25 protein-coding genes are annotated in these 24832 nt (G+C 47.6%); 15 read left to right on the top strand and 10 right to left on the bottom strand.

The features are described 5' to 3' along the window. The first annotated feature begins 17 nt into the window (after window positions 1-17). Complete coding sequence (locus ACN0UN_RS06695; RefSeq protein ID WP_417659314.1) at window positions 18-584, top strand: L-threonylcarbamoyladenylate synthase; 567 nt, start codon at window positions 18-20, stop codon at window positions 582-584. 2 nt (window positions 585-586) lie between these two features. Further along, window positions 587-1504: an oxygen-dependent coproporphyrinogen oxidase gene (gene hemF / locus ACN0UN_RS06690; RefSeq protein WP_417659313.1), complete on the top strand. Its 918-nt coding sequence runs from the start codon at window positions 587-589 to the stop codon at window positions 1502-1504. Here the strand turns inward: hemF and ACN0UN_RS06685 are convergent. After that, window positions 1501-1917 carry a group II truncated hemoglobin gene (locus tag ACN0UN_RS06685; RefSeq protein WP_417659312.1) on the bottom strand — a complete coding sequence of 139 codons (417 nt, stop codon included), beginning with the start codon at window positions 1915-1917 and terminating at the stop codon, window positions 1501-1503. The two genes, hemF and ACN0UN_RS06685, sit on opposite strands and share 4 nt — an antisense overlap. Between ACN0UN_RS06685 and aroE the strand changes: the two genes are divergently transcribed. Continuing rightward, the gene (aroE, locus tag ACN0UN_RS06680) at window positions 1916-2731 is read left to right on the top strand and encodes a shikimate dehydrogenase (RefSeq protein WP_417659311.1); all 816 of its coding nucleotides are present in this window, start codon (window positions 1916-1918) and stop codon (window positions 2729-2731) included. The two genes, ACN0UN_RS06685 and aroE, sit on opposite strands and share 2 nt — an antisense overlap. A gap of 8 nt (window positions 2732-2739) precedes the next feature. Here the strand turns inward: aroE and ACN0UN_RS06675 are convergent, their stop codons facing one another. Then, entirely contained in the window at window positions 2740-3003 is a 264-nt protein-coding gene (locus ACN0UN_RS06675; RefSeq protein ID WP_417659310.1) for a hypothetical protein, read from the bottom strand. Between the two features lie 558 nt (window positions 3004-3561). Between ACN0UN_RS06675 and polA the strand changes: the two genes are divergently transcribed. Next, window positions 3562-6345, top strand: a complete 2784-nt coding sequence (gene polA / locus ACN0UN_RS06670) for a DNA polymerase I (RefSeq protein WP_417659395.1) — start codon at window positions 3562-3564, stop codon at window positions 6343-6345. Window positions 6346-6522: 177 nt separating this feature from the next. Here the strand turns inward: polA and ACN0UN_RS06665 are convergent, their stop codons facing one another. Together ACN0UN_RS06665 and yihA are read right to left on the bottom strand one after the other, a co-directional pair. Continuing rightward, the gene (locus tag ACN0UN_RS06665) at window positions 6523-7434 is read right to left on the bottom strand and encodes a DMT family transporter (RefSeq protein WP_417659309.1); all 912 of its coding nucleotides are present in this window, start codon (window positions 7432-7434) and stop codon (window positions 6523-6525) included. Beyond that, on the bottom strand, window positions 7421-8059 hold the full coding sequence (gene yihA, locus ACN0UN_RS06660; RefSeq protein ID WP_417659308.1) for a ribosome biogenesis GTP-binding protein YihA/YsxC: 639 nt from the start codon (window positions 8057-8059) through the stop codon (window positions 7421-7423). The genes ACN0UN_RS06665 and yihA overlap by 14 nt, the downstream gene beginning before the upstream one ends. 115 nt (window positions 8060-8174) lie before the next feature. On the opposite strand from yihA, the gene ACN0UN_RS06655 reads away from it, so the two are divergent. The 3 genes from ACN0UN_RS06655 to ACN0UN_RS06645 all read left to right on the top strand — a co-directional run bounded on the left by ACN0UN_RS06655 (window position 8175) and on the right by ACN0UN_RS06645 (window position 10308). Beyond that, window positions 8175-8801, top strand: a complete 627-nt coding sequence (locus tag ACN0UN_RS06655) for a c-type cytochrome (protein WP_417659394.1) — start codon at window positions 8175-8177, stop codon at window positions 8799-8801. A 540-nt stretch (window positions 8802-9341) separates the two neighbouring features. Continuing rightward, entirely contained in the window at window positions 9342-9857 is a 516-nt protein-coding gene (gene yihI / locus ACN0UN_RS06650) for a Der GTPase-activating protein YihI (RefSeq protein ID WP_417659307.1), read from the top strand. After that, on the top strand, window positions 9844-10308 hold the full coding sequence (locus ACN0UN_RS06645) for a DUF2489 domain-containing protein (RefSeq protein ID WP_417659306.1): 465 nt from the start codon (window positions 9844-9846) through the stop codon (window positions 10306-10308). The genes yihI and ACN0UN_RS06645 overlap by 14 nt, the downstream gene beginning before the upstream one ends. A 3-nt stretch (window positions 10309-10311) precedes the next feature. Here ACN0UN_RS06645 and ACN0UN_RS06640 read toward each other — a convergent pair whose 3' ends face one another. Next, the gene (locus ACN0UN_RS06640) at window positions 10312-11586 is read right to left on the bottom strand and encodes an amidohydrolase family protein (protein ID WP_417659305.1); all 1275 of its coding nucleotides are present in this window, start codon (window positions 11584-11586) and stop codon (window positions 10312-10314) included. 166 nt (window positions 11587-11752) lie between these two features. On the opposite strand from ACN0UN_RS06640, the gene cysE reads away from it, so the two are divergent. Further along, the gene (gene cysE, locus ACN0UN_RS06635; RefSeq protein WP_417659304.1) at window positions 11753-12574 is read left to right on the top strand and encodes a serine O-acetyltransferase; all 822 of its coding nucleotides are present in this window, start codon (window positions 11753-11755) and stop codon (window positions 12572-12574) included. 37 nt (window positions 12575-12611) lie between these two features. Next, on the top strand, window positions 12612-13799 hold the full coding sequence (locus ACN0UN_RS06630; RefSeq protein WP_417659303.1) for a tetratricopeptide repeat protein: 1188 nt from the start codon (window positions 12612-12614) through the stop codon (window positions 13797-13799). A gap of 64 nt (window positions 13800-13863) precedes the next feature. Here the strand turns inward: ACN0UN_RS06630 and ACN0UN_RS06625 are convergent, their stop codons facing one another. Beyond that, the gene (locus tag ACN0UN_RS06625) at window positions 13864-14070 is read right to left on the bottom strand and encodes a cold-shock protein (RefSeq protein ID WP_055439451.1); all 207 of its coding nucleotides are present in this window, start codon (window positions 14068-14070) and stop codon (window positions 13864-13866) included. Between the two features lie 202 nt (window positions 14071-14272). After that, window positions 14273-14821, bottom strand: a complete 549-nt coding sequence (locus ACN0UN_RS06620; RefSeq protein WP_417659302.1) for a hydrolase — start codon at window positions 14819-14821, stop codon at window positions 14273-14275. A gap of 142 nt (window positions 14822-14963) precedes the next feature. Here ACN0UN_RS06620 and ACN0UN_RS06615 point away from each other — a divergent pair, with 142 nt between their 5' ends. From ACN0UN_RS06615 to ACN0UN_RS06600, 4 genes are read left to right on the top strand one after another with little or no spacing between them, the layout of a single operon-like run. Further along, window positions 14964-15974: a GGDEF domain-containing protein gene (locus ACN0UN_RS06615; RefSeq protein WP_417659301.1), complete on the top strand. Its 1011-nt coding sequence runs from the start codon at window positions 14964-14966 to the stop codon at window positions 15972-15974. Window positions 15975-15995: 21 nt separating this feature from the next. Further along, window positions 15996-17012 (top strand): diguanylate cyclase, encoded by a 1017-nt coding sequence (locus tag ACN0UN_RS06610; protein ID WP_417659300.1) that lies wholly within the window; start codon window positions 15996-15998, stop codon window positions 17010-17012. 58 nt (window positions 17013-17070) lie between these two features. Then, the gene (purE, locus tag ACN0UN_RS06605) at window positions 17071-17565 is read left to right on the top strand and encodes a 5-(carboxyamino)imidazole ribonucleotide mutase (RefSeq protein ID WP_417659299.1); all 495 of its coding nucleotides are present in this window, start codon (window positions 17071-17073) and stop codon (window positions 17563-17565) included. Further along, the gene (locus tag ACN0UN_RS06600; RefSeq protein ID WP_417659298.1) at window positions 17562-18650 is read left to right on the top strand and encodes a 5-(carboxyamino)imidazole ribonucleotide synthase; all 1089 of its coding nucleotides are present in this window, start codon (window positions 17562-17564) and stop codon (window positions 18648-18650) included. Before purE ends, ACN0UN_RS06600 begins: the two co-directional genes overlap by 4 nt. Here ACN0UN_RS06600 and ACN0UN_RS06595 read toward each other — a convergent pair. Continuing rightward, complete coding sequence (locus ACN0UN_RS06595) at window positions 18647-19300, bottom strand: alpha/beta hydrolase (RefSeq protein WP_417659297.1); 654 nt, start codon at window positions 19298-19300, stop codon at window positions 18647-18649. The genes ACN0UN_RS06600 and ACN0UN_RS06595 overlap by 4 nt on opposite strands. Before the next feature lie 11 nt (window positions 19301-19311). Further along, window positions 19312-19920 (bottom strand): DUF502 domain-containing protein, encoded by a 609-nt coding sequence (locus tag ACN0UN_RS06590; RefSeq protein WP_417659296.1) that lies wholly within the window; start codon window positions 19918-19920, stop codon window positions 19312-19314. 54 nt (window positions 19921-19974) lie between these two features. Here ACN0UN_RS06590 and ACN0UN_RS06585 point away from each other — a divergent pair, with 54 nt between their 5' ends. Both ACN0UN_RS06585 and ACN0UN_RS06580 read left to right on the top strand, forming a co-directional pair. Continuing rightward, entirely contained in the window at window positions 19975-20535 is a 561-nt protein-coding gene (locus tag ACN0UN_RS06585; RefSeq protein WP_417659295.1) for a glutathione S-transferase family protein, read from the top strand. Between the two features lie 28 nt (window positions 20536-20563). Further along, a complete protein-coding gene (locus ACN0UN_RS06580; protein ID WP_417659294.1) occupies window positions 20564-22702 on the top strand; it encodes a prolyl oligopeptidase family serine peptidase in 2139 nt (712 codons plus the stop codon). A 62-nt stretch (window positions 22703-22764) separates the two neighbouring features. Here ACN0UN_RS06580 and ACN0UN_RS06575 read toward each other — a convergent pair whose 3' ends face one another. Further along, window positions 22765-24801 carry a diguanylate cyclase domain-containing protein gene (locus tag ACN0UN_RS06575; RefSeq protein ID WP_417659293.1) on the bottom strand — a complete coding sequence of 679 codons (2037 nt, stop codon included), beginning with the start codon at window positions 24799-24801 and terminating at the stop codon, window positions 22765-22767. Window positions 24802-24832 lie beyond the last annotated feature (31 nt).

The following is a 24832-nucleotide window of genomic DNA, read 5'->3' as shown; positions in this document are numbered from 1 at the left end:
GTAAAAGAGATAAATTCATGACTGAGCAGACCGATCCGTGGTTGCCCGCAAAGCAAGCATTTGCGCAAGGCGAACTTCTTGCCTATCCGACCGAGGCTGTGTTTGGCTTGGGGTGTGACCCACGTAATGAACGTGCTGTGCAGAAGCTGTTGCAGGCAAAGCAACGCCCTCAGGAAAAAGGCCTCATTTTAATTGCCGCCGATTACAGCCAACTGGTGGGTTTTGTGGCTGATGCAAAAATCCCTCAAGACAAGCGTTTTAGCGTGTTTTCAAATTGGCCAGGAGCGGTAACGCTATTATTACCAGCAGCGGAGAATGTGCCGGAGTGGTTGCGTGGAGCGCATGATAAAATTGCAGTTCGCGTGACTGCACATGAACCTGCTCGGCAATTATGTAAGGCTCTTGGCAGTGCCATCGTTTCGACCAGTGCGAACTTGTCGGGGCAACCAGCGCTTACTACAGCCGCAGACGTACGTAAAACATTTGGAGACAGTATTGCATGGGTGATGGATGCACCGACGGGCGGCGCAACGAAGCCGTCACGGATAATTGACCCGCTAACCCAACAGATTTTTAGAGACTAGATATGCAAGAAAACATGCTCGATCAGGTCAATCATTACTTAAAAGACTTGCAAGATCGTATTTGCTTGGCACTCGAGCAAGCTGACGGTGTTGGAACATTTAAAGAAGAAGTATGGCAACGCCCTGGTGGCGGCGGTGGTCGTTCGCGTGTATTGCGTGACGGAGCGGTTCTTGAACAGGGCGGCGTTGGTTATTCACATGTATTTGGTGAACAAATGCCGGCCTCGGCTACGGCACATCGGCCGGAGTTAGCGGGGCGAAATTTTAACGCATGCGGCGTGTCATTGGTGATGCATCCGAACAACCCGTATGTGCCGACAAGCCATGCCAACGTGCGGTTCTTTATTGCGGAAAAAGAAGATGCGGAGCCAGTTTGGTGGTTTGGTGGCGGTTTCGACCTTACCCCATTTTATCCGTTTGACGATGACATAAAACATTGGCACCAGGTGGCCCACGATGCACTAAAACCATTTGGTGATGATCTGTACCCGAAGTTCAAAAAATGGTGCGACGATTACTTTTGGCTCAAACACCGCAATGAAACTCGCGGCGTTGGCGGTTTGTTCTTTGATGACCTGAATGATCGCGGTTTTGAAGAAAGCTTTGCAATTATGCGCGCAGTGGGTGACGCCTACCTAAACGCCTACCTACCAATTATTGCAAGGCGCAAGCACACCGAATTTGGCCAACGTGAGCGTGACTTCCAGTTATACCGTCGTGGGCGCTACGTGGAATTTAATTTGGTGTGGGACCGGGGCACATTGTTTGGCTTACAAACCGGCGGGCGCACTGAATCTATTCTTATGTCGATGCCACCGCTGGCACGCTGGGAATACGGTTATCAGCCAGAACCAAATAGCGCTGAGGCGAAATTGTATGCTGACTATTTGCGGCCTCGGGATTGGCTCCAGGAGCTTTAGCCGGTATTGATCATGTGGTGAGCAAGCTGTGTGAACTGGCTGCGTAATTGCATTTTCAGCAAGGGGTCAGAAACTTGTTCATCGAGCACTTGGTACATACAAAGTAACCACTGGTCGCGCAATTTTATATCAATGGTAAAGGGCAGGTGCCTTGCGCGCAGCCTTGGATGCCCATATTTCTTTTCAAACAAAGCCGGACCGCCAAACCAACCACTTAGAAACTCGAAGAATTTTTGCCGAATGCCATGCATTGGTTGCGGGTGAATGGCCAACAAATCCTTTGCGCGCGGGTCGCTCTCCATGACATCATAAAAACGTTCTGCAATGGCACGCACAGCGACTTCACCACCAAGTTGGTCGTAGATTGATTGTGGGCCACTGGCCTTTTTGCTCGAGCGAAGGAAATTAAGCATGGCGTTATTTACTGTCTTTGGTAATCCAATATCTCACAGCTTGTCTCCGCAAATACATTTAGCTTTTGCTAAGCAAGTGGGAGTGAAGCTGAACTATACGCGCAGTTTAACATCGGTTAGCCGGTTTCGCCGAGCGGTTGCTCAATTTTTTCGTGAAGGGGGGGCTGGCGCAAATATTACCCTGCCATTTAAAGAAGAAGCCTATGAACTAGCGACACATGTTACCGCACGGGCGCAGCAAGCAGGCGCAGTAAATACGTTTGTGCCTCTTGGGCTCGGCCAACTGCTCGGCGATAATACCGACGGTATTGGCCTGGTGCGTGATTTGACGCAGAACCTGAAGCAAACTATTGCGCAAAGAGACATTGTTTTACTCGGCGCTGGCGGTGCAGCACGAGGCGTTGTAGGAAACTTACTGGCAGAGAGCCCCAGACAACTGATTATTGCTAACCGCACACACGAAAAAGCGAATGCTATTGTTGAAGCTTTTAAGCATAAAGCACTTGTCGCAGCGCCTTTAAACGAGCTCGTGATACCGCAAGACGCTTTGGTCATCAATGCGACCAGTGCATCGTTAGCCAATCAAACAGTCGCGATTGCGTCGGAACAACTGGGTCGAGCTGGAGCGGTTTACGACATGATGTATGGTGCGGAGCCAACTGCCTTTATGCAGCAGGCGCAAAAAGCGGGTGTGGCTGAAGTTTTTGACGGATTAGGTATGTTGGTTGAGCAAGCAGGGGTTGCGTTTAAGTTGTGGCATGAGGGTGTTGAGCTCAACACTCAAGCTGTTTTACGCGAATTGCGAGCGCAGTAGTGGGCCCGTTAATCACGCAAAACGATGTCTGGGCTTAAATCTACGTCACCCTCATGGTTAACGCTTGCGAATTCGCTACCACGGCGAACCACGGCCAACGGGCCGTCTTCCGTGTTGCGAATAAACGCGAGGTCAAAGCCAAATTTCTGCAATTGGTACACGCCAAACTTCTGGTCCATCGACAGCCTATCCCACCATTCAGAATGATTTAGAGCGATGCGTCGGCGCTCGAACTCTTCGAGTTGGCGCAGCTCATCTTTTGTAAGCTTCATCGATTCTGTTTCCATAGGACCACGTTTGATTAAAGGGATTATTTGTTGTTTTAGCGCAAAGCTGATTGCCTATTCAACACTAGTTCAGATCACATTTGCAAGAACTATGACAAGCAGTATATAGAAAAAGTAAGACAATGTTGATTCCTTTTGCGCATAACGGTTTTCAAGATCGTGTAAAAATTGTTCTAAAGAAATTTGTATTTGTGGCTGGCAATCCATGAGTAATGTGTTAGTCTTCTACTTCGATTCTAATAAGAATTGATGAAACATAATGTGACTCCCACATGTGTGTTTAAAATCAGTTTCCACAACTGAAAAAAATAAGAATAAAACGCTGTCAGGGCTTCAGTAATACTTCGAAACCCTTGTTATTCAAGACATTATGACATAATTCACCGCCAGAGATCCCCGATCTTGAACTGGCAAGTTCCCTCGTTTTCAACAGACTTATCCACAACGTATGCACAGGTTACGCAACTTATCGAGTAGCGAATATACGTGAGCTGTGGCATGCTACAAGGCAATTCAAAGCAGCCAAAATTCGAGATCCCAGCCATGGCCGATTCGTCACCAAAATCATCCCGAAGAACACCGCCCCAAGTTCCGGAAAATCCGTTTATTTTAGTAGACGGCTCTTCGTATTTATTTCGTGCGTTTTATGCACCGCCTCACCTTACCAATTCGTCAGGAGAGCCAACCGGCGCTATCTACGGCGTGGTGAATATGCTGCGTAGCTTATTGAAGAAATATAAGCCATCTCATATGGCGGTTGTGTTTGATGCCAAGGGTAAGACGTTTCGTAACGAAATCTACGATGAATATAAAGCGCACCGTCCACCGATGCCGGAAGACCTGCGACAACAGATTGAACCACTACATAAGATTGTAAAAGCGTTAGGGCTGCCACTTTTATGTATCGACAACGTTGAGGCTGACGATGTCATTGGTACCTTGGCTCAGCAGGCTGGCGACGAAGGCCGCTTCACGCTCATCAGTACCGGTGATAAGGACATGGCACAGCTGGTAAACGACCATGTCATGTTAATCAATACCATGACCGACACCTTGCTCGATTATGATGGCGTGATTGAAAAGTACGGTGTGAAGCCCGAGCAAATTATCGATTTTCTGTCATTGATGGGAGATAGTTCTGACGGTATTCCTGGCATGCCAAAAGTGGGTGAAAAAACCGCGTTGGCTATGTTACAAGGCGTCGAATCCATTGATGCGATGTTGGCTAATCCAGATGCGCTTGCAGAGTTGGATTTTCGTGGCGCGAAAACGATGCCCGCAAAACTGCGTGAGCATAAAGACATCCTGTTGATGTCACGCGAGCTGGCCACGATCAAACTGGATGTTGAGTTGACGACTAAGCCGGACGAATTGACGATTGGACCTGCGAATCGTGATGAGCTGATTGAACTATATAAACAATGTGAATTTCGCCGCTGGCTAGCCGAAGTTTTGGAGGAAGGGCCCGTCACAAATCAAGCGAGCCAACAAACTGATGACACACCGGTTAGTCATGAGCACTACGAAACAGTCACTGATAAGAAGAGCTTCGAGGCTTGGAAAACGGCCTTAGAAAAAGCCAGTTCATATGCGTTTGATACAGAAACGACTAGCCTCAATTACATGGAGGCTGAATTAGTCGGCTTGTCGTTTGCGATTAAGCCGGGGCATGCCTGTTATATCCCAGTTGGACATGACTATCCGGGCGCGCCGGAGCAGCTCGATAGAGATTGGGTATTGGCGCAGCTTAAGCCCTTACTGGAATCGACGTCGGCAAAAGTGATTGGCCAAAATCTGAAATACGATAGCCATATTCTACGTCGGTATGGAATTCGCTTGGGTGCTATTCATAACGATACAATGTTGGCTTCATACGTATATAACAGCGTTGGCTCACGCCATGATATGGATAGTTTAAGTCTGCAATACTTAGGGCATAAGCCGATAGGGTTTGAAGACATTGCCGGCAAAGGCGCGAAGCAACTAACCTTTAACCAGATTGGTTTAGAACAAGCTGCACCATACGCAGCCGAAGATGCTGACGTAACTTTGCGTTTGCATAACAAGTTATGGAAAGTCGTAAGCGCAGAGCAAGCCCTGTTGAATGTATTAACAAAAATTGAACTGCCGTTGCTTCCGGTACTTGTTGATATGGAGCAGCGCGGCGTACAGATTGATGCACCGCTATTGGCGCGCCAAAGTCATGAGATAGCAAAAGAATTGCAACAGCTGGAAAAGGCTGCTTATGACATTGCGGGCGAAGAGTTTAACTTAGGTTCGCCGAAACAACTGCAAACCATCTTATTTGAAAAGCTTCAGTTACCGATTCGAAAAAAGACCCCTAAAGGCGCGCCATCAACCGCTGAAGACGTTCTACAAGAGCTAGCGCTCGATTACCCGTTGCCTGACGTCATCATGCGACACCGCGGCTTGAGTAAGCTTAAATCGACCTATACCGATAAATTGCCGAAAATGGTGAATCCACGTACTAATCGTATCCATACGTCTTACCACCAAGCAGTTACAGCGACAGGTCGATTGTCTTCGAGTGACCCGAATTTACAGAATATTCCAATTCGAACAGAAGCTGGGCGCCGAGTTCGGCAGGCCTTCACAGCGCCCGCCGGTTACAAAATATTAGCCATCGACTATAGCCAAATTGAATTGAGAATCATGGCACACTTGTCGCAAGACCCTGCGCTGGTGGAGGCCTTTTCTAAGGGCCGGGATATTCATAAAGCGACGGCGTCGGAAGTATTCGGTGTGCCTCTTGATCACGTTTCGAGTGAACAACGTCGCCGCGCCAAAGCAGTAAACTTTGGACTTATTTATGGCATGTCGGCGTTCGGTCTGGCGCGGCAATTGGATATACCCCGACACGAAGCACAAGACTACGTGGATAAGTATTTCGACCGCTTTCCAGGCGTTTTGAAATATATGGAAGACACACGTTCGCAGGCAAAACGTGACGGGTATGTCGAAACGATTTATGGTCGTCGTTTACAACTACCTGAAATCAAGTCGCAAAACGGCATGCGCCGCAAAGGTGCCGAACGGGCCGCGATCAATGCACCAATGCAAGGTACAGCAGCTGATATTATTAAGCGGGCAATGATAGCGGTCGCAAAATATCTCAACGAAAATGTACATGCTCAAGAAGTTTGGATGATCATGCAGGTTCACGATGAATTAGTTTTTGAAGTGCGTGAGGATAAGGTGGCTGAGTACCAGCAAAAACTGGTGGAAATCATGGAGCAGGCGGCGGAATTAAAGGTGCCGCTTATTGCAGAAGCCGGAGTTGGGAACAACTGGGACGAGGCACACTAAAAAAAATTTAGATAAATTAAAAAATTTTTTGAACTAATTTTTAAAGGGTCAGTCAGAATCTGTGAAAGGCGCATTAAACGATTCGAGTTCGTTTGTCATTACCTTTCTGAGATGTTCTCTCCCTGGATTGTAAGAACTTTTGCCCGGCTTTATGCCGGGCTTTTTCTTTTCTGGAATTCAAACAGTGGGAGCGACGCGTGGCTTGCGAGCCCGGCGATTCGCAATAAACACACCGACCAATATAGCCGCCATACCAATTGCATGCTCTATCAAGAATGGTTCACCGTCTATTACGCCAAGAATTAGCGCAACGATAGGAATCAGATAGGTAACAGAGCTGGTAAAGGTAGTGTCCGTCATTTTCACCACAGTATTGAAAATCACCAGCGCCATCGCAGTTCCGACAATACCCAATACTAGAATTGCCCCAAGCGAAAACAACACGTCAGGTTGCGTTGCGAGTTGCTCAGTGAACGGCGTTGCGACAAGCAAATAAATTAAAGCGGGCGGCGCCACAAGGAATAAGCTAACACCTGTTATGGTTAACGCACCAAGATCAGGTATATGGTGCTTAATTAGGTTGAGGTTCATGCCATAACAAATGGTTGCGACAATGATGAGTAGCGCAAATGAATTAAATTGTAGCTCACCGCTGGCACTGGCTGTTATCAATACAAAAGTACCGGCCAAGCCGATCAAAACGCCCACCCATTGTTGCATAGCAACCATTTGCCGAAATACCAAAACGCCGATAATCAACGTTGCCAACGGTGTGAAGGTATTAAGTACACCGGTAACACCACTCGCTAATTGCGTTTGTGCAAATGCAAACAAAAATGCAGGAATAAAACTACCAACTAAGCCCACCGAAATTAATTTGGGCCAGTGGTGGCGACGCACTGTTTTGAAGCGTTGCATGAGAAATGGAAGTAGAAAAAAACCGGCTGATGCGATGCGGATTGCGGCCAACTGATCGGGGCGAAAGGCAATGAGCCCTTTCTTAATTAAAATGAATGAACTGCCCCAGATTAATGCGAGCAGCAACAGCAGCAACCAAGCCTTTAGTGGTGGGGCCTCAGTCTGCTGCATCGGCGTTAACCGTTGTCTTGGGCACGCTATTTAGCCACTCAGATAAGATAACTTCAACTTCAGCCAGGCCGATTTTATTCAGCGACGAAAACATTTCAACCTGAACGCCGTCACCGAACACAAGCGCAGCCTCACGTGCTTGTAGCAGTGTACTTTTACGTTGGCTGGGTTTCAGCTTGTCGGCTTTCGTGAGTAAAACTAACACTGGAATTTCGCATTCCGCTGCCCAATGCAGTAAATCCTGATCAGTATCACGGTAGGGATGGCGAATATCCATCAATAATACAAGGCCACGAAGTGACTCACGTTGTTGTAAGTATTCGCTGAGTGCTTGCTGCCATTTTTCTTTAACCGTAATCGGTACCTTGGCATAGCCATAACCGGGTAGGTCGATAAGACGTTTACCAGCTTGCACCTCAAAAACATTAATGAGTTGGGTACGGCCAGGCGTCTTACTTGTACGCGCTAAAGCTTTTTGACGCGTTATGGTGTTTAGTGCGCTTGATTTGCCCGCATTTGAGCGGCCAGCGAACGCAATTTCGACGCCGGTATCGTCAGGCAACTGTCGAATATTTGCCGCGCTCGTGATAAATTTTGTGGGTTGAAAATTCAACGTGGTGTTCATAGACGTGTTTTGGACCTCAATTGAAACGACATAGTATCATGATTAGACGTTTAATCCTTACAACTTTTGTGTAAAATAGCGTCTGTTACAACTACCCAGAGCAGAGATATCGATGATGAAAAAAATCGCAATGTTCGTAGGCCTGTACATTGGCTTAACAGGTGTTGCTATGGCAGCGACCGGTGATGCTGAAGCAGGACAACAAAAAGCCGCTGTGTGTGCTGCATGTCACGGACAAGATGGAAATGCACCATCTGATATGTATCCGAAAATTGCTGGCCAGCACGAAGGTTACCTGCTTAAGCAGCTAACAGACTATAAATTAGCCCACGAAACGGGTGGCGAGCAGGGTCGAGCTAACGCGATAATGCAGGGCCAGGTGGCTATGTTGAGCGAACAAGATATGGCGGATTTAGCGGCATTCTATGCTTCACAAGAAATGGAAGGTGGGGCCGCACCAGAAGATGTCATTGCTGCCGGTAAGAAATTATTTGTGGCAGGCGATGAAGCGCGCGGAATTGCGGCATGTGCAGCATGTCATGGTCCTCGTGGTGACGGCATGGGCTTGGCAAACTTCCCAGACATTTCGGGACAGCATGCAGCCTACACCAAACAGCAACTCGAGCTGTTCCGCAGCGGCGAGCGCGCTAATGATATGAATAATATGATGCGCGACTTAGCGAGCAAATTGACTGACAAAGATATCGAGATCTTGTCGCAATACGTTCAAGGGTTGTACTAAGACGCATCAAAAAGGCAGCATCAGCTGCCTTTTTTGTTTTATTTGTTGCAAAAAAACCGTAAAAAAAGCCCTATAAAAACGCGGGCTTGACAAAAAAGTTATAAGAAAATTCATTTTTAGAAGATAAAAATCATTGATAATTTGGCACGGATGAGTACTCTGAATGCCATTAGATTTTCGCAAGGCCAGATAATATAAGGCTTTGCAGAGTTAAAAGTTTAAAATCCAGGGAATAAAAATACGGCCAGGAGGCCACCTTTTAGTCAGGCAGAATAAAAATAATAGAGCTCGACTAAAGCACTTAACTAATAACAATAATAATAAAAAAGATCACGGACGTTATAATTAAAAACATGGAAGATAATGACAACCGTTCTCGAAATCGCACGTGCGCTGTGTGAAAAATTGAGAATAAATCAGGCGATGGAAACATCGCCTTTTTTATTGCCCGCTAGATAAGGTAAACTATGTGATACTTTACGCACCACTTCACTATTGGAAGTAGCGAAAGTTTCACATTCACCTGTTCTGGAAACACACATGACCCGCGTTAAGAAGACCCGCAAAACTGGACCGCTAGCGCCCGCGAAGCAGCCCCAAAATGATTGGGAAAAGCCGAAAGGCAAAACGGTACCACCGAAAACGACGCAAAAAACCAAAGGACATAAGCCGGGTAGTCGGTCAAATCCGGTTACAGGTAGTGCTAAAGGCTCGGCCAAAGTCGACTCGAGCGCATCACATGATCCGCGTCATGGCAGTAAAAAGCCAATCACATTAATCGATCCAGCTCAGCAGCACGTACAACAAGTTAAGCAGCCTGCTTTCGATCGCAAGGCGGCCTTGGCTGAATTATCAGCGTTAGAGAATGACCAGCGTTTAGAGCAGTTGTTAGACCGCGTTGACGCAGGCGAGACATTGAGCAAAGCCGAAGCTGCATATGTTGAAGAACGCACCGAGCGATTTGCGCAGCTTGCCGATTTGCTGGGCATAGACCTAGACGATGATGATGATTTTGACGACGAATTAGACCTTGAGGATGATGATGCTAGAGATTAATTTGCCAACTTGGGGTTGGTTAGTGGTGGTACTTGGTGTAGTTGTAGTGCTTGGCCTGGCTTTTTACGCCGGTCGTTTACTGGGGCAATTGAAGCAACAAAACCAACGCCGCGATAAAGCTCTGGAAAAACGCAATGAAAACCTCTATGAAAGCATAGTCACCATAGCCAAAGCCATGGACCAAGGGCAGTGTCCGTTGTCTGAGGGCGCGCTGCGGTTGGTTGTGTTACTTGATTTGCGGGTTGAGTCGCAGCAAGCGGGCTACGCAAAGCGTTATCCGGCGTTGCATGATATGTACGAACGCATTAAGCACATGCCAACTCATGAAGCACGAAAGCAGTATCCGAAAGGTGAAATTCGCAAGATGGATTCTGAAAGAGAAGGGTATGAACAAGAGCTGGAAGATGTCATTTTGAAAGACATCCGCCAGCTCTTGAAAGACTTCGGTTAAACCTTACTGTTTATAGACTGTGCCGTCTTTGATAACCAAGTTAATATCGCTTAATAACTCAATGTTATCTAATGGGTTACCTTGCACAGCAACCACATCTGCACGCTTCCCAACCTCGAGCGTGCCTATGTCGGTTACGCCAAGCAGCTTCGACGCTTCGGCCGTTGCGCTACGAATAGCCACCAACGGCGGCATACCCGCTTCAACCATGTAAATGAACTCACGATAGTTTTCGCCGTGGTCATACACGCCAGCATCGGTGCCAAAGGCAATTTTCACACCCGCTTTATAGGCGGCGGCAAAGGTACTTTGAATTTTAGGACCAATAGCTGCAGCTTTCGGGCGCACCAATTCAGGGAAGAAACCGTCAATTTTAGCGCGCTCAGCAACTGAGCGGCCTGCGGTAATTGTAGGTACGTAATACACACCTTTCTTTTTCATGGCGCGCATCACTTCATCGTCCATGTAAGTGCCGTGCTCAATCGAATCTACACCGGCCTCTATCGCGCGCAACATACCTTCTTTACCATGGGCGTGAACGGTAACTTTCATCTCGTAGTCTTTCGCGGTGGCCACAACGGCGTCCAACTCGTCTTTCATAAACTGCGGATTATGGCCGCTTTTTGCAACGCTCAACACACCGCCTGTTACAGTGAGCTTAATCAGGTCTGAACCGTCTTGATAGCGCGCACGAACTGCCTGACGTGCCTCGTATGGACCATTTAATACGCCCTCATAAGGCGTTGGTGGCGCAAACAGGTCACTATGCGCGCCATTAGTAGGGTCGGCATGTCCGCCGGTGGTGGCAAGAGATTTACCCGCAGTATAAACGCGTGGGCCAACTACCTTTCCGGCATTAATAGCATTACGCAGCGCAATGCTGGCGTTATAGGAATCGCCAAGGTCACGTACCGTGGTAAAACCAGCCATTAAGGTCTTGTTGGCATAGTTGACGGCGTTGAGGGTTACATCAGCAGCGCTGTTGGTGAATTTATGCATATAGCTGCCAGGACCTAGCTGTGATGTTAAATGCGTATGCATATCAATAAAGCCAGGCATTACGGTGCCATTGCGACGATCAATTACCACATCACCTTGTTGTGGCTCGCGGTAACCACTTTCAATGGCTTTAATGGTATTACCGTCAATAACTACGGTCATTTCCGATTTTGGATTGGCCTGAGTGCCATCAATCAGGGTTCCCGCGTGAATGAGCGTATCGGCTTGGGCTGTCGACGCTAAGCCTAGCGCGATAGATAATGTAAGAAACTTTCGCATAACAAGCACCTCTCTGTTTTTTGTTATAGTGACCACATTACAGAGCAAAGTCCTAAGCGGTCAATGAAGCTTCAGGCTTTTAACCGCTTATAATGAGTGAATTAACGCAAGAACCACGAGTTCTTGGTATACTAAGCATCTTTTACACCTATAGGCTTCAAGTTACATGTTTAAAGGTATTCGAGAAGACATCCAAAGCGTATTCGCCCGCGACCCTGCGGCGCGTAATGCTTTTGAAGTGTTAACAACGTATCCGGGCCTGCATGCCATTTGGTGGCATCGCATCAGTCACAAGCTCTGGAGTTGGCGCTGGTTTTGGCTTGCTCGATTTACTTCTACCCTATCGCGCTGGTTCACTGGTGTAGAAATTCATCCGGGTGCAAAAATTGGCCGCCGCTTTTTTATCGATCACGGTATGGGTGTGGTGATTGGTGAAACAGCGGAAATTGGTGATGATGTAACCATCTACCACGGGGTAACCTTGGGCGGAACCAGTTGGAGCCAAGGCAAACGCCATCCAACGCTGCGCAATGGCGTGGTGATTGGTGCTGGCGCTAAAGTGTTGGGCCCTATTGAAGTGGGCGAAAATGCCCGTATCGGTTCTAACGCAGTGGTGGTTAAAGATGTACCGGGCGAAGCGACTGTCGTAGGTATTCCAGCGCGCGTTGCGAGTACTACAGAGAATAAAGAAGTGACAAAGCGCCGCGAAGAAATAGCGAAACAGTATGGCTTTGACGCCTATGCAATTTCGGCCGACAACCCCGATCCAGTCGCCACTGCGATTGGTCGTATGCTGGATCATGTGCATCTGCTTGACCAAAAAGTAAGCGATTTATGTTGCGCAGTAAATAAACTTGGCGGTAATGTATGTGAAGAGATACCGGAAGTTGAATTAGACGATATGGACTTCCTCACTGCGGAACAGGAAGCAGCTGAACGTCGCCAAAAAGACCAACAAAAGAAGTCGCAAGGTGAGAGCGATCATTAGTTGACGATTGAACAGTTGCTAGCGGAGGTAATTAAAGATGCTAGCATCACGACTTACTCTTATAGCCCTACTGACAACCCTAACAGCTTGCGCAAGCGCTCCTGATGCGGGCCAGCAAGCCAGTGCTGACACGTCGGTAAAACTTAGCCAACCCCAATTTAATACAGCGCTATTTGAACCAAGAAGCTCTTTGGTGACACCACAACAACTGTTCGCCCTAACGGCGGAGCAGCAACAGGACTTTTTGTTCGATTTTAATGGGCGCTTAGCGCACCTTCCAGAGAACCAGCGAATTAGTGAATACCTGCAAGATTTGACCTATGGGTTTAATTACAAAGAGCAAACCTACACGGCAAGCGAGGCCTTTGCGCTGAGCGCAGGTAACTGCATGGCGTTAGCAATTTTGACAAAAGGGCTTGCGGACTTTGTTGGCGTAGAAATTAAATTTCAACGTGTAACGAATGCACCTGTTTATGACCGCAACAATGACGTGGTTATGGTTTCTGACCATGTTCGCGCACGGCTCTACAAGCCAGAACCTGAAGCCGGAAGTGAGAGTAAAATGTTCATTTTTCAGCGCTCATGGGTTGTGGTTGATTATTTTCCTTCAAAAGACACCCGTAGCACAGGTTTAATAAGTAATGACGAGTTTCTTGCACTCTACTACCGGAATCGTGCTGCAGAGTTAATGATGGCGGGGCAACTTGATGAAGCTTTCGCTTATGCACAAGAAGCATTACGTTACATGCCCAAAGATGCGGACACGTTAAACATTATTGGGTTGCTGCACCGTCGCGCTGGCGATGATCAAACCGCCGAAGCACTGTATCAGTATGCTCTACAGCAAAACCCACACAATTTAAATGTATTACACAACTACCAGACCTTGGCAAAACGTCAGCAACGCAACGTATTGGTGAATGAGCTAACGCAACGTATCCAGGCCATACCGGATAGTAACCCATATACTTGGATAGCATTAGCGGAACGGGCCTTTGAAAAAGGCGAGCTCGATACAGCATTAGTAATGTATAGCAAGGCTGCAGAATCTGCGCCCTACGTACACGAAGCGTATTGGGGGCAGGCGAGGGTGCATGCTGCGAAGGGGGATACTGTGCGTGCCAAGCGGGTATTGGAGCAAGGCTTAAAAGAGGCCCGGCTATCTGCAACGAAGCATACCTACAAGGCTGGTTGGTACAGTTATCAGGGTGTGGAGCAGCCATAAAAAAAGCCGCTCAAGGAGCGGCTTTTTGAAATCTTTTCGCTAATAGCGTTGCGAAGGCAACGTCTTACATAGGTACTACGTTTGAAGCTTGTGGGCCTTTAGGACCTTGTTCGATAGTGAACTGAACAGTTTGGCCTTCAGCTAAGGTTTTGAAACCGTCTGATTGGATAGCAGAGAAATGTACGAATACATCTGCGCCTTGTTCTTGTTCAATGAAACCGAAACCTTTAGCTTCGTTAAAGAATTTTACTTTACCAGTTACTGTAGACATGCTGTGATTCCTCGTATTGCATGTGAAAATCTAAGGTATTGCTAATAAAAATTACGTGTATTACTTGGGGACTTACAAAACGAGGTACAGCAATTGACTTCGTAACAGGCCACAATTAGACAGCCGAATTTTTCTAGCGACGACGAGTATACGCTTATCTTAACCCCTGTCAATTAAAGATTTATTAACCGTTGTTTAAGTCTTAGCCGCGAATCCAGTTTTTGGTGATATGACGAAACTGGTCTGTCCCTGAACGATGTAGCCATTCATAGGCGGCCATCTCAGATGAAATAATAACCACCCCTTCTTGTCGCAGGCGATTTAAAGCGGTTTGTTTGTCGCTATCGCGGCGCGAGCCGACGGCATCTTCAACGACAAAAACTTGATAATCATCAGCTATTAAATCAAGTGCGGTTTGCAGTATGCAAACATGCGTTTCCATACCCATCAGGATAATTTGCGAGCGGTTTTGCTCACTTAATGCATTCGTGAAATTGGGTTCTTGAACTGCGCTGAAATGCATTTTTTCAATAACCTGAGCGTTTTCAATAACCCCAGACAGTGCATCAACACTTAGACCAAGACCTTTGGGGTACTGTTCGGTCACCAATATCGGTACGTCCAATTCGTTGGCAATTTCGCCAAGCCAACGCATACGAGCAATGAGTTGATCACGCTGATGAATAACGGGCGCGAGCTTTTCTTGGGCATCGACAATAACCAGTACACTTTGGTCGGCTTGCATAAGCATGGCAACAACTCCTTCAGGACATTGACTAAAACGGTGTATTCACGTGATTATGCCGTAAAGCAGTTGCTATTCCCAATGCTAGACTATATTTTGAGCAGATTAACTTAACCTTTTCGTCAGGTACGTCAGAAGGAAGCTGGCCATGCCAAAGAACTCTGCAGATGCCTTACTGCAAAGCTTTCGCAACAAAGTTACGCGCAATATGGTGTGGGCTGGAGCCATCACGGAATTGCTCCTTGCAGGGGCGCAGTTGTGGCTTGGCAATTATATGCAATCGGCGATTATATTTACGGCGGGTGTCGTGTTTGCCGCTATTGCTTACACATTTCGCCATGGGCGCATTCCCAATTACTGGCGCCTGGTATTTATGGCGTTGCTCTGCTTGATTTGTGTCATGTCTATTCGCCAGAACGGCACCATCGGTGTTTATTGGACTTATCCATTGCTTGTGGCGAGTTTCTTCATGTTCCGCGACGGCTACGCCATCGCACTTGCCGCTGTCATTACCGTTTTTTTTAGTATAGCCGCGTTAGTGTACATGCCATTTGATGATGGTTGGCGCATAGCCGCCACATTGTCTGTTATTTTGGCCCTTGGCAGCGTTTTTGTGGTGATGCTCGGGCGTATGCAAAAGTTATTACACCAGTTGGTTGTAACTGACACTTTAACCGGTCTGCAGAATCGCCACCGGGTCAATAGCGTACTTAGCGACTTAATAAATAATTTCCGCAGGTATCATCGCGCTGCCAGTCTGATTCTGTTAGATCTCGACCACTTCAAACTCATCAATGACAAATATGGGCACTTGTTTGGCGATCAAATGTTAAAGCAACTGGGACGACGGCTGAAATTGAGTCTGCGCGTTAATGACCAGTTATTTCGCGTTGGCGGCGAAGAATTTTTAATCGTGTTACCGGAAACAGACATTAAAGAGGCCGTAAAGGTAGCTGAAAAAATTAGACAAATAGTGTCGAATACACCGTTTGATGGCAAAGATGCGCAGGTGCGGTTAACGGTTAGTGTCGGCGTTGCCCAACTGCGAGCCGAGCAAACTTGGGCAGAATGGATAAATACCGCAGATACTGCTTTACTTGAGGCAAAGCGCAAAGGGCGCAACCAAGTATGCGCCGCAGAACACTACTCAGCCGAATAGCATAGCGAGAAACCGATCAATATGAATACAGCAAGCGCATCAATGACTTCTACCCTTCCACTGAACCTTTGGCAGCAGTTCCGTCTTGTTGCTATGCGCACCATATACTTTGGTGTCGGGGTGGTGATATTTGTGCTGGCTGGCACAGTAGCCATACAAGGGCAGTGGCTCGAAACAGGGGCCTTAGTCAGTGTTGCACTCGCGTTCATTTTAACGGGGGTAGTTTACCGCAATGAGCTTGCGCCGCAGTGGATAAACTTTCTCTTTATATGTGCCTTAGGAACACTTGTTAGTGTGTCGATGAAAACCAGCGGCATGATGGGCGTCTATTGGATGTATCCAGTGTTGGCTATGGTCTTCTTTATGTTCGACCGCACCATTTTTGTGTTGGTTATCATGTTAATTTACGCGTTGTTTGCAGCGGTTATGTACAATTTTTTACCGTTTGACTACGCGTGGCGAATTGCACTATCAATGCTTGTTTTAATTGGTGTCGGCGCGGTATTTCTTATCATGATGAGCTACATGCAACGTAACTTATCGAAACTATACGCGACAGACCCGCTGACTGGGTTTTATCGACGCGAATACGTGGCTGATATGATGCAACGTGAGCTAGACCGTGCGCAGCGACAGCAGCAGCCGGTGAGCGCAATGCTGCTTGACCTCGATTCTTTTAAAAACGTGAATGACAAATTCGGCTATATGTTTGGTGACGAAGTGTTGCGTGAAACAGCAAGTCGAATCGCCCGTGTCTGCCGTAAAAACGATGTTATGGTGCGCTATGGTGGTGCTGAATTTTTAGTTGTATTCCCAAACACACCTGTCAAAGAGGCTGCGGAGCTAACTGGGCAGATGCTCGATAACCTACGCCATGAGCCCTTTGCCGTAAAAAGTATGATGACCACAGTAACCGCCAGTGCAGGTGTGGCACAGTGGCGGGCCAATCAAACCTGGGGGCAATGGCTTGAAAGCGCTGATGCAGCGAAGGATAAAGCCAAAAGCCAAGGTCGCAATCGGCTGAGAATTGCGCAATAAATTTGCACCCTGAGCCCCAGCTAGCTACAATTCGCTCCTTTGAAAAAGGGAGCATCCAATGGCACCTGTCTTGATTTTAATGGGGTCACAATCTGATTGGCCCGTCATGCAAAATGCAGCGCAAATGCTAAAAGAGCTCGGTGTTGAATGGCGCGCGGAAGTTGTTTCTGCGCATCGCACACCAGATCTGCTTAAAACTACGATGGAACAAGCCGAGCGCGATGGTGTGCCAGTTGTGATCGCTGGCGCAGGTGGTGCCGCGCATTTACCTGGTATGCTCGCAGCGTTTACAGCAATTCCAGTGCTGGGCGTGCCGGTACCAAGCAAACAACTAAAGGGCCTTGATAGTCTGTTATCTATCGTACAAATGCCGAAAGGTGTCGCGGTAGGTACACTCGCCGTTGGCGCCGCAGGTGCTGCCAACGCAGGATTGTTAGCCGCACAAATTATCGGTTCATTCGATGCTAATGTGCGCAAGCGCGTTCATGCGTTTCGTGAGCAGCAGCGCGACAAAGTTATGAGTGGTCCAAAGTTGGAGTTACCGGAGTCATGAAAATTTTGTTTATCGGTGATGGGCAGTTAGGTCAGATGTTGGGCGCTAGCGCCATCAGCCACGGCCATGAGTGTTTGCTATTTAGCACGCGCACCAACACCGTTAAACCGTTGTCTGCGCAAATTGACTTGAGCATGACACTTGCTGAGGCGATAGCGTGGGCTGACACGGTCAGTTGGGAGCATGAAGATATTCCCGCAGACATTTTAGCCGCGGCCCACGACAAATTTTTAATGGACCCGGCGCGGATTAAGAGCCTGACGGATCGTCGCGCAGAAAAGAAGTTATTCGATGACTGCCGCGTACCAACGTCACCTTGGCAAACCTACCGTACCGCCGATGAACTGAAAAAAATTCTCGACAACGCCGAACAACCGCTGGTGTTGAAAGCTGCGCGTGGCGGCTATGACGGTAAAGGCCAATGGCGTTTTAGCATGGCTGATAGTCCGCAGGAGCTCGCGCAACAAGCTGGCCAGGCGCCAGGTATCGCGGAGCATATGATTCCGTTTGAGCGCGAAGTATCACTGGTAGGCGCGCGCAGTAAAGACGGCAGTATTTGCTGTTACCCATTAATTACTAACGTGCACGATCGTGGTATTTTGAGTTACAGCCTTGGCGCCATCGACCCAGTTGACCCAGCGTTGCAACAGCAAGCTGAGGAATGTTTCCGCCGCTTAACCGACGCGCTGCATTATGTGGGTGTATTAGCCATCGAGTTTTTTGTGGTTGTCACAGACAATGACGCAACGCTGCTGGTCAATGAAATTGCACCGCGTGTACACAACTCTGGGCACTGGACCATGACGGGTGCGAACACGAGCCAGTTTGATCTGCATATTCGCGCTTTAACGGGTATGCCATTACCGTTATTACGATTAGAGTCTACCGTAATGATCAATGTTATCGGCGCCGAGCAGATTCCAGCTGGTCTTTGGCACCACGCCGATACCGATTGCCATTGGTACAATAAAGAACCTCGCCCCGGTCGCAAAGTTGGGCATGTAAATATTCGCACCGCAAATCGCGATACAGCCCTTACCTGGGTTGCCCAGTGGGCTGAAAAGCTACAGGTTCTGGCTGATTAAGCTAGAACCTTCTGCAACCAAAGATTAATCGCCTGCACTTGTTCTGCGCACACCTGATGTTGCATGGGGAAGCTTTGATAATCCGCCGTATACCCATGCTGCTGCAGCCATTGATACGCCTGTTTACCGAGTACCTCCGCAACCACAGGGTCTTGCGTGCCATGCTGGACTAAAATGGGCAGCTGCTGGTTTACCTGGTTTGGCTGAATACTTGCGTGTGTTGCCAAGTAAGTGGACAGCGCTAACAATCCGCGAAGCTTTTTCGTATACGTCAGTGCCGCTTCATATGCCACCGCACCACCTTGCGAAAACCCAGCTAACACAATATTCTCAGCCGGAATACCACGCTCTATTTCGCGCTCAATTAATTTGTGTACTTCTGCTGCAGAGGCGCGTAGTTGCTGTTCATCAACTTCACGCTCAATAGACATACTCAAAATGTCGTACCATGCGGGCATACGTACGCCGCCATTAATGGTGACAGGAATTTGAGGCGCATGTGGAAATACAAAACGAACCGCAACCGGTGGTGTTAAATGTGGCACTAATGGCGCGAAGTCATTGCCGTCGGCGCCAAGGCCATGCAACCAAATAATAGCGTGCGTGGCGGGTTGTTTCGGTTCTATTTCTACACAGGGAAGATACGACATGAATACTCCGATTAATCATCTTCAACATTATTACGATTTTTACCTAAGCCACCGCTAATCGTCAGTTGCATAGCATCAGCGGGTGACATATCAAGGGTTTCCACACTGGTTCGCGGCACAATCATCATATAGCCGCCAACGTTGTAACTCATTGGCAAAAATACGGCAATGTGGTCGTCATCAAGCATGGCTGAAAGCCGATCATTCTTTTCGCCTGACCTTTTGGTCACAATACCAATAAGTTTTACATCAGCACCCGGAAGGGTAACCAAAACGACCGATTCATCGGAAAAGCTTTTGCCCGACATGAGGTCGAACACATCATTAATGGTGCCGTACAGGCTGCGCAGTAGGGGCATTTTCTCCATGATGCTGCCGGGTAGTTGCCAAATTTTATTGACGAAGCGCCAGCGGGCGCTATAACCAACAATCAGTGCAATCACCACAAAGCTTAAGAACGCCAGGCCAGGGAAATAATATTGGGTGCCCAGAATCGACTCCCAAATCGGGCGCAGCCAGGTTTCGATAGTTACTAGAAACCAATGCACTAATGCGACGGTCATCACAAGAGGCAGTAATATTGTTAAGCCCTTTAGTAAATAATGTATTACGCGTTTCATTTTGGTAATCTCAAGCACAATGTGTGCATAGCTTAACGTCTTTTAGGGGATATTATGAAGTTATTTGGCAGTTACACCTCGCCGTACGTGCGTCACTGCCGCATTGTATTGGCACAAAATAATGAAACCTTTGATTTTATTCCGACAGATTATGGTCAGAGCGCACAACAATCGCCGACGCAGCGGGTACCATTTTTGCAAGATGGCGAAATTATGTTGTATGACTCAGCGTCAATTGTGCGGCATTTGCGCGAACGCAATCAACAGGCGTTTTGTGACAACGTGCAAGACTTTGATTTGTTTTGTCTCGCGAATACAGCACTTGATACTACGGTGAATTTATTTTTGTTGCAGCGTGATAGTATTACGGGCGAACAAAGTCAGTATTTAACGCGCCAACAGAGCCGAGTTAGCTCTATATTGGCGTTGTTGAATGAACAAGAATGGCCAACGCAAGCGCCATACAGTGATGGGCAATTGCGCTTGGCATGCTTCTTAAGTTGGGCGCAGTTTCGAGAATGTATCAATATTCAAGACTATCCGAACTTGCAACAATTCTTGCTGGCGCTCAATAGCCAGCCGTGGTTTGCGAATACACATCCAGCATTAACCTAAATAAAAATAGCAGGGGAGTTATACCTACATGAAATACATAGCCGCAGTTGCCGGCGTCGCGTTATTAAGCGCGTGTTCGCCGCAACAAGACACCCACACGGAGACAGCCGTGGATGCAAAAATAAGTTATCCAATGACAGTGCGCGGTAACGTAACCGATGAATACTTCGGAAATGTTGTTGCTGACCCGTACCGCTGGTTGGAAGATGACCGTTCAGAAGAAACTGAGGCGTGGGTAAAAGCACAGAACGAGGTAACATTTGATTACCTTGAGCAAATTCCATATCGCGATCAAATTAAAGAACGCCTTGCACAGCTTTGGAATTACGAGAAAGTTGGTGCCCCATTCAAAGAGGGCAACTACACCTATTTCTATAAGAACGATGGGCTGCAAAACCAATATGTGGTTTATCGCACTGATGCTGAAGGCAATACAGAAGTATTTCTAGACCCGAACACCTTTAGCGAAGACGGTACAACGTCACTGGCAACGTTGAGCTTCTCAAAAGATGGCTCATTAGCCGCTTACGCAATTTCTGAAGGCGGCAGTGACTGGCGCAAAATTATCGTGATTGACGTCGAAACGAAAGAGCAACTCGAGCCGACATTGGTTGACGTTAAATTTAGCGGAATCTCTTGGTATGGTAACGATGGTTTCTACTACTCAAGCTACGATAAGCCTGAAGGCAGCGAACTTTCTGCAAAAACCGACCAACACAAACTGTACTATCACAAGCTTGGTACAGAACAAGCCGACGATAAGGTTGTATTTGGTGGCACCGAAGCTGAAAAACACCGTTATGTTGGCGGTCAGGTGACCGACGATGATCGCTATCTGGTGATTACCGCTGCGGTATCAACCTCAGGTAATAAGCTGTTTATTAAAGACTTGAGCCAAGCTGACAGTGAACTTGTTACTGTGCTAGATCACACAGATTCCGATACCTATGTATTGGATAACGTTGACTCAAAACTTTACTTGGTTACTGACTTAGATGCGCCGAACAAACGTGTTGTTACTGTCGATGCGGCGAATCCAACCGCAGAAAACTGGCAGGACTTTATTGCCGAAACTGAGTACGTGTTAAGCCCATCAACCGGCGCAGGCTACATTTTCGCTGAGTACATGGTTGACGCAATCGCGAAAGTTGAGCAATACAACTACGAAGGCGAGCGGGTACGTAACATTGAATTGCCAGGCGTTGGCAGTGTCGGTGGCTTTAGCGCGAAACGCGAAGCAGATGTTGTTTACTACACGTTTACGAACTACAACACGCCGGGCACCATCTATGCTTTTGAACCTGATGCCGGTGAATCAAGTGTTTATGCCGAATCAGAAGCTGAATTTGATAGCTCAGCATATGAGTCAAAGCAGGTATTTTATACCTCGAAAGACGGTACCGAAGTACCGATGATTATCACCTATAAAAAAGGCACTGAACTGGACGGTACGAATCCAACCATCCTCTATGGCTATGGCGGATTCAACATTAGTCTGACGCCATCATTCAGCGTAACCAATGCCATGTGGCTCGAACTGGGTGGCGTGTATGCGGTTGCCAATATACGTGGTGGCGGCGAATATGGTAAAGACTGGCACATTGCGGGCACCAAAATGCAAAAGCAAAATGTGTTTGATGACTTTATTGCTGCAGCCGAATATCTAGTGGATGAAGGCTATACGTCGAATGACAAATTGGCTTTACGTGGTGGCTCAAACGGTGGCTTGTTGGTTGGTGCGGTGATGACGCAACGCCCTGACTTAATGCAAGTGGCACTGCCTGCTGTGGGCGTATTGGACATGCTGCGGTATCACACGTTTACGGCTGGCGCGGGTTGGGCTTACGACTACGGTACTGCCGAAGACAGTGAAGAGATGTTTGAATATCTCAAAGGGTATTCGCCGGTTCATAATGTGAAGCAGGGTACCCATTATCCGGCTACGATGATCACTACAGGTGACCATGATGACCGTGTGGTGCCAGCGCATTCATTTAAGTTTGCTGCTGAACTGCAGGCGAAAGACGCCGGTGCTAACCCACAATTGATTCGCATCGAGACCAATGCGGGACACGGGGCTGGTACGCCGGTTTCAAAAACCATTGAGCAATATGCGGATATCTACGGATTTACGCTGTGGAATATGGGTATTAAAGAGCTTAACTAAGCGTTAAATTAAGCCTCAACACTAGTAGAAACCCGATAAAGCGTTTGCTTCATCGGGTTTTTTTATTTACGTTTTTGCTGCTCTGGGCCGTGGATAATTTCCACCGAAATAGCGTCTTGTTCAATTGCACCAGGCAAATCAGTTTCTAATAGGGTCTGCACATCCGCGAAAGGCTTATTAAGTGCCATAACCCCCCACGCTTGATTGCGGCCATGCACCTTACCGGCATAGAGCACCATGTCGGCCAGCTGTAAGGTTTCTTCCCAGTCCATTTGGTTTTCATGCAAATCAGCAAACGGGTAGCTAATAAATCCAGCGGTAGCGGTGACCGATATTTCACGATCGCCACTTTTGATTGGCGTTGCGCCAATCACATCAATCATGCGTTTAGCCATAATTGGCAACTTCGACTTTTCGGTGTTACTGATGTAAATCAAAAACTCTTCGCCACCCCAGCGCACAACCAAATCGGATTCCCGCGAAACTTGCAATAAACGCTTAGAAACTTCAATCAGTACATCATCCCCAACGGCGTGTCCTAAATTGTCATTAATCCGCTTGAAATGGTCGATATCTAACAACAGCATGGCATCTGGGCTGGCGGGGTGTGGGCTTTTCAGCTTGTCCTGCAGCGCGCGGCGGTTTAATAGGCCGGTTAACGGGTCACGCATTGACTGCTCAGCCAACTTGCTATTGGCTACCTTCAGCTCAAGATTACTACGACGCGCAGCGCGATAGAGCAACGCCACCAAGACCATAGCAAACACTGCAACGATGACAAACAGCAACAAAATTGTGCGCTTTTGGCTTTCGTTCTCGATTAGCTGCTGATTCAGTTCATTCTTTTGCGACAACAGTTCAATTTGCATGGCTTTGTCTTTGCTGTCGTATAAGTTTTGCAGTTCGGCAATACTTTTTTGCTGATCGCCTTGGTAGGCCTTGTTACGTAAATCACGTTGCTCGAGTAAGACCTGTATTGCTTCTTGGTTACGCTGTAAATGCATCAACGCTTCGGCATATTCGCCTAATAACTCTTCGAGTTCGGCTGGTGACCAGGTTTCTCGCGCGTCATCAATGACTTTGCGCATCGCCGCTAAACCTTTGTCGACGTCACCTAAAAACACATCAACATAACCAAGATTAAACAGAATGATTTCTGGATTAAATTGCTGCTGGTTGAGCTGGGCGATGTTGTAGGCCTCATTGAGGACAGCGCGGGCATCTTCATACCGGCCAATACGAATATCCACATCACCCATGTTATTCAACACAGTTAAGTAGCTCGCAATTTCATCTGGGTTATCTTTCAGCATGTTGCTCAGGCGTTGATAAAGCCCCAAAGCGGCATCGTAATTATTGCGTTGGCTCTCAATATAGGCGCGCTCGAACATAAACTCTTGCTGAAAGTCTTCCAGCAAGCCATTTTCTTCAGCAATGCGTTCCGCATCGTCGAGTTGCTCTATCGCTAAATCGTAATTTTTTTGGCGCCCGTATAAATTGGCAATTTGCGTTTTGGTTGACAGCAGTCGAATCAAGGTACGGCCATCATTCGTTTCTGCCACAGCATCGGCGGCATAAATCAAGTGTTCGAGGGAGCGATCGAACTGACTGCGTTGCCCATATAAATAAGCGGCTAAATTGTGCACATAGTACTTAACGCGGGGCAATTGGGCCTGTTCTAGGGGTATCAGGGCGTCATTCAAATTTGCCATGGCCTGCGATATTTTGCCTTGCATGGCTGAAATTAGTAATGCGGTCGCTTCTACTTCGGCCTTGGCATCGGCCAAATTACTTTGGTTGGCGATCATTCGCACTTCAGCAATGGCTTGTTGCGCTTCTTCGTAATTGCCAAGGTAGGCGTGGTCAAGGGCAATATAGCTTAGCGTTCGCACGCGGGTCATTACTGGCGTGTCTGGCGTCAATGAGGCATAAATGTCTTGCAGTTGCTGCATTGAGGTTTCAGTGTTGGCGGCGTTCAACACATCATCAAGACTATCTTCGATGCTTTGATCAACAGCTGGCGCTGTCGTTTCTTGTGCGGTTGCACTGAACAAAAAAACACTCAGTACGAGCGCAATTAGAAACGTAACCTTCGGCATCCGCCCTCCCAGAATATGCTAACTTAATTTA

Origin of the sequence: Pseudidiomarina sp., assembly GCF_048267825.1 — a bacterium.
Classification (GTDB): Bacteria; Pseudomonadota; Gammaproteobacteria; order Enterobacterales; family Alteromonadaceae; genus Pseudidiomarina.
Note: the sequence above shows the minus strand (reverse complement) of the source record. Positions and strands in the feature narration are given on the sequence as shown.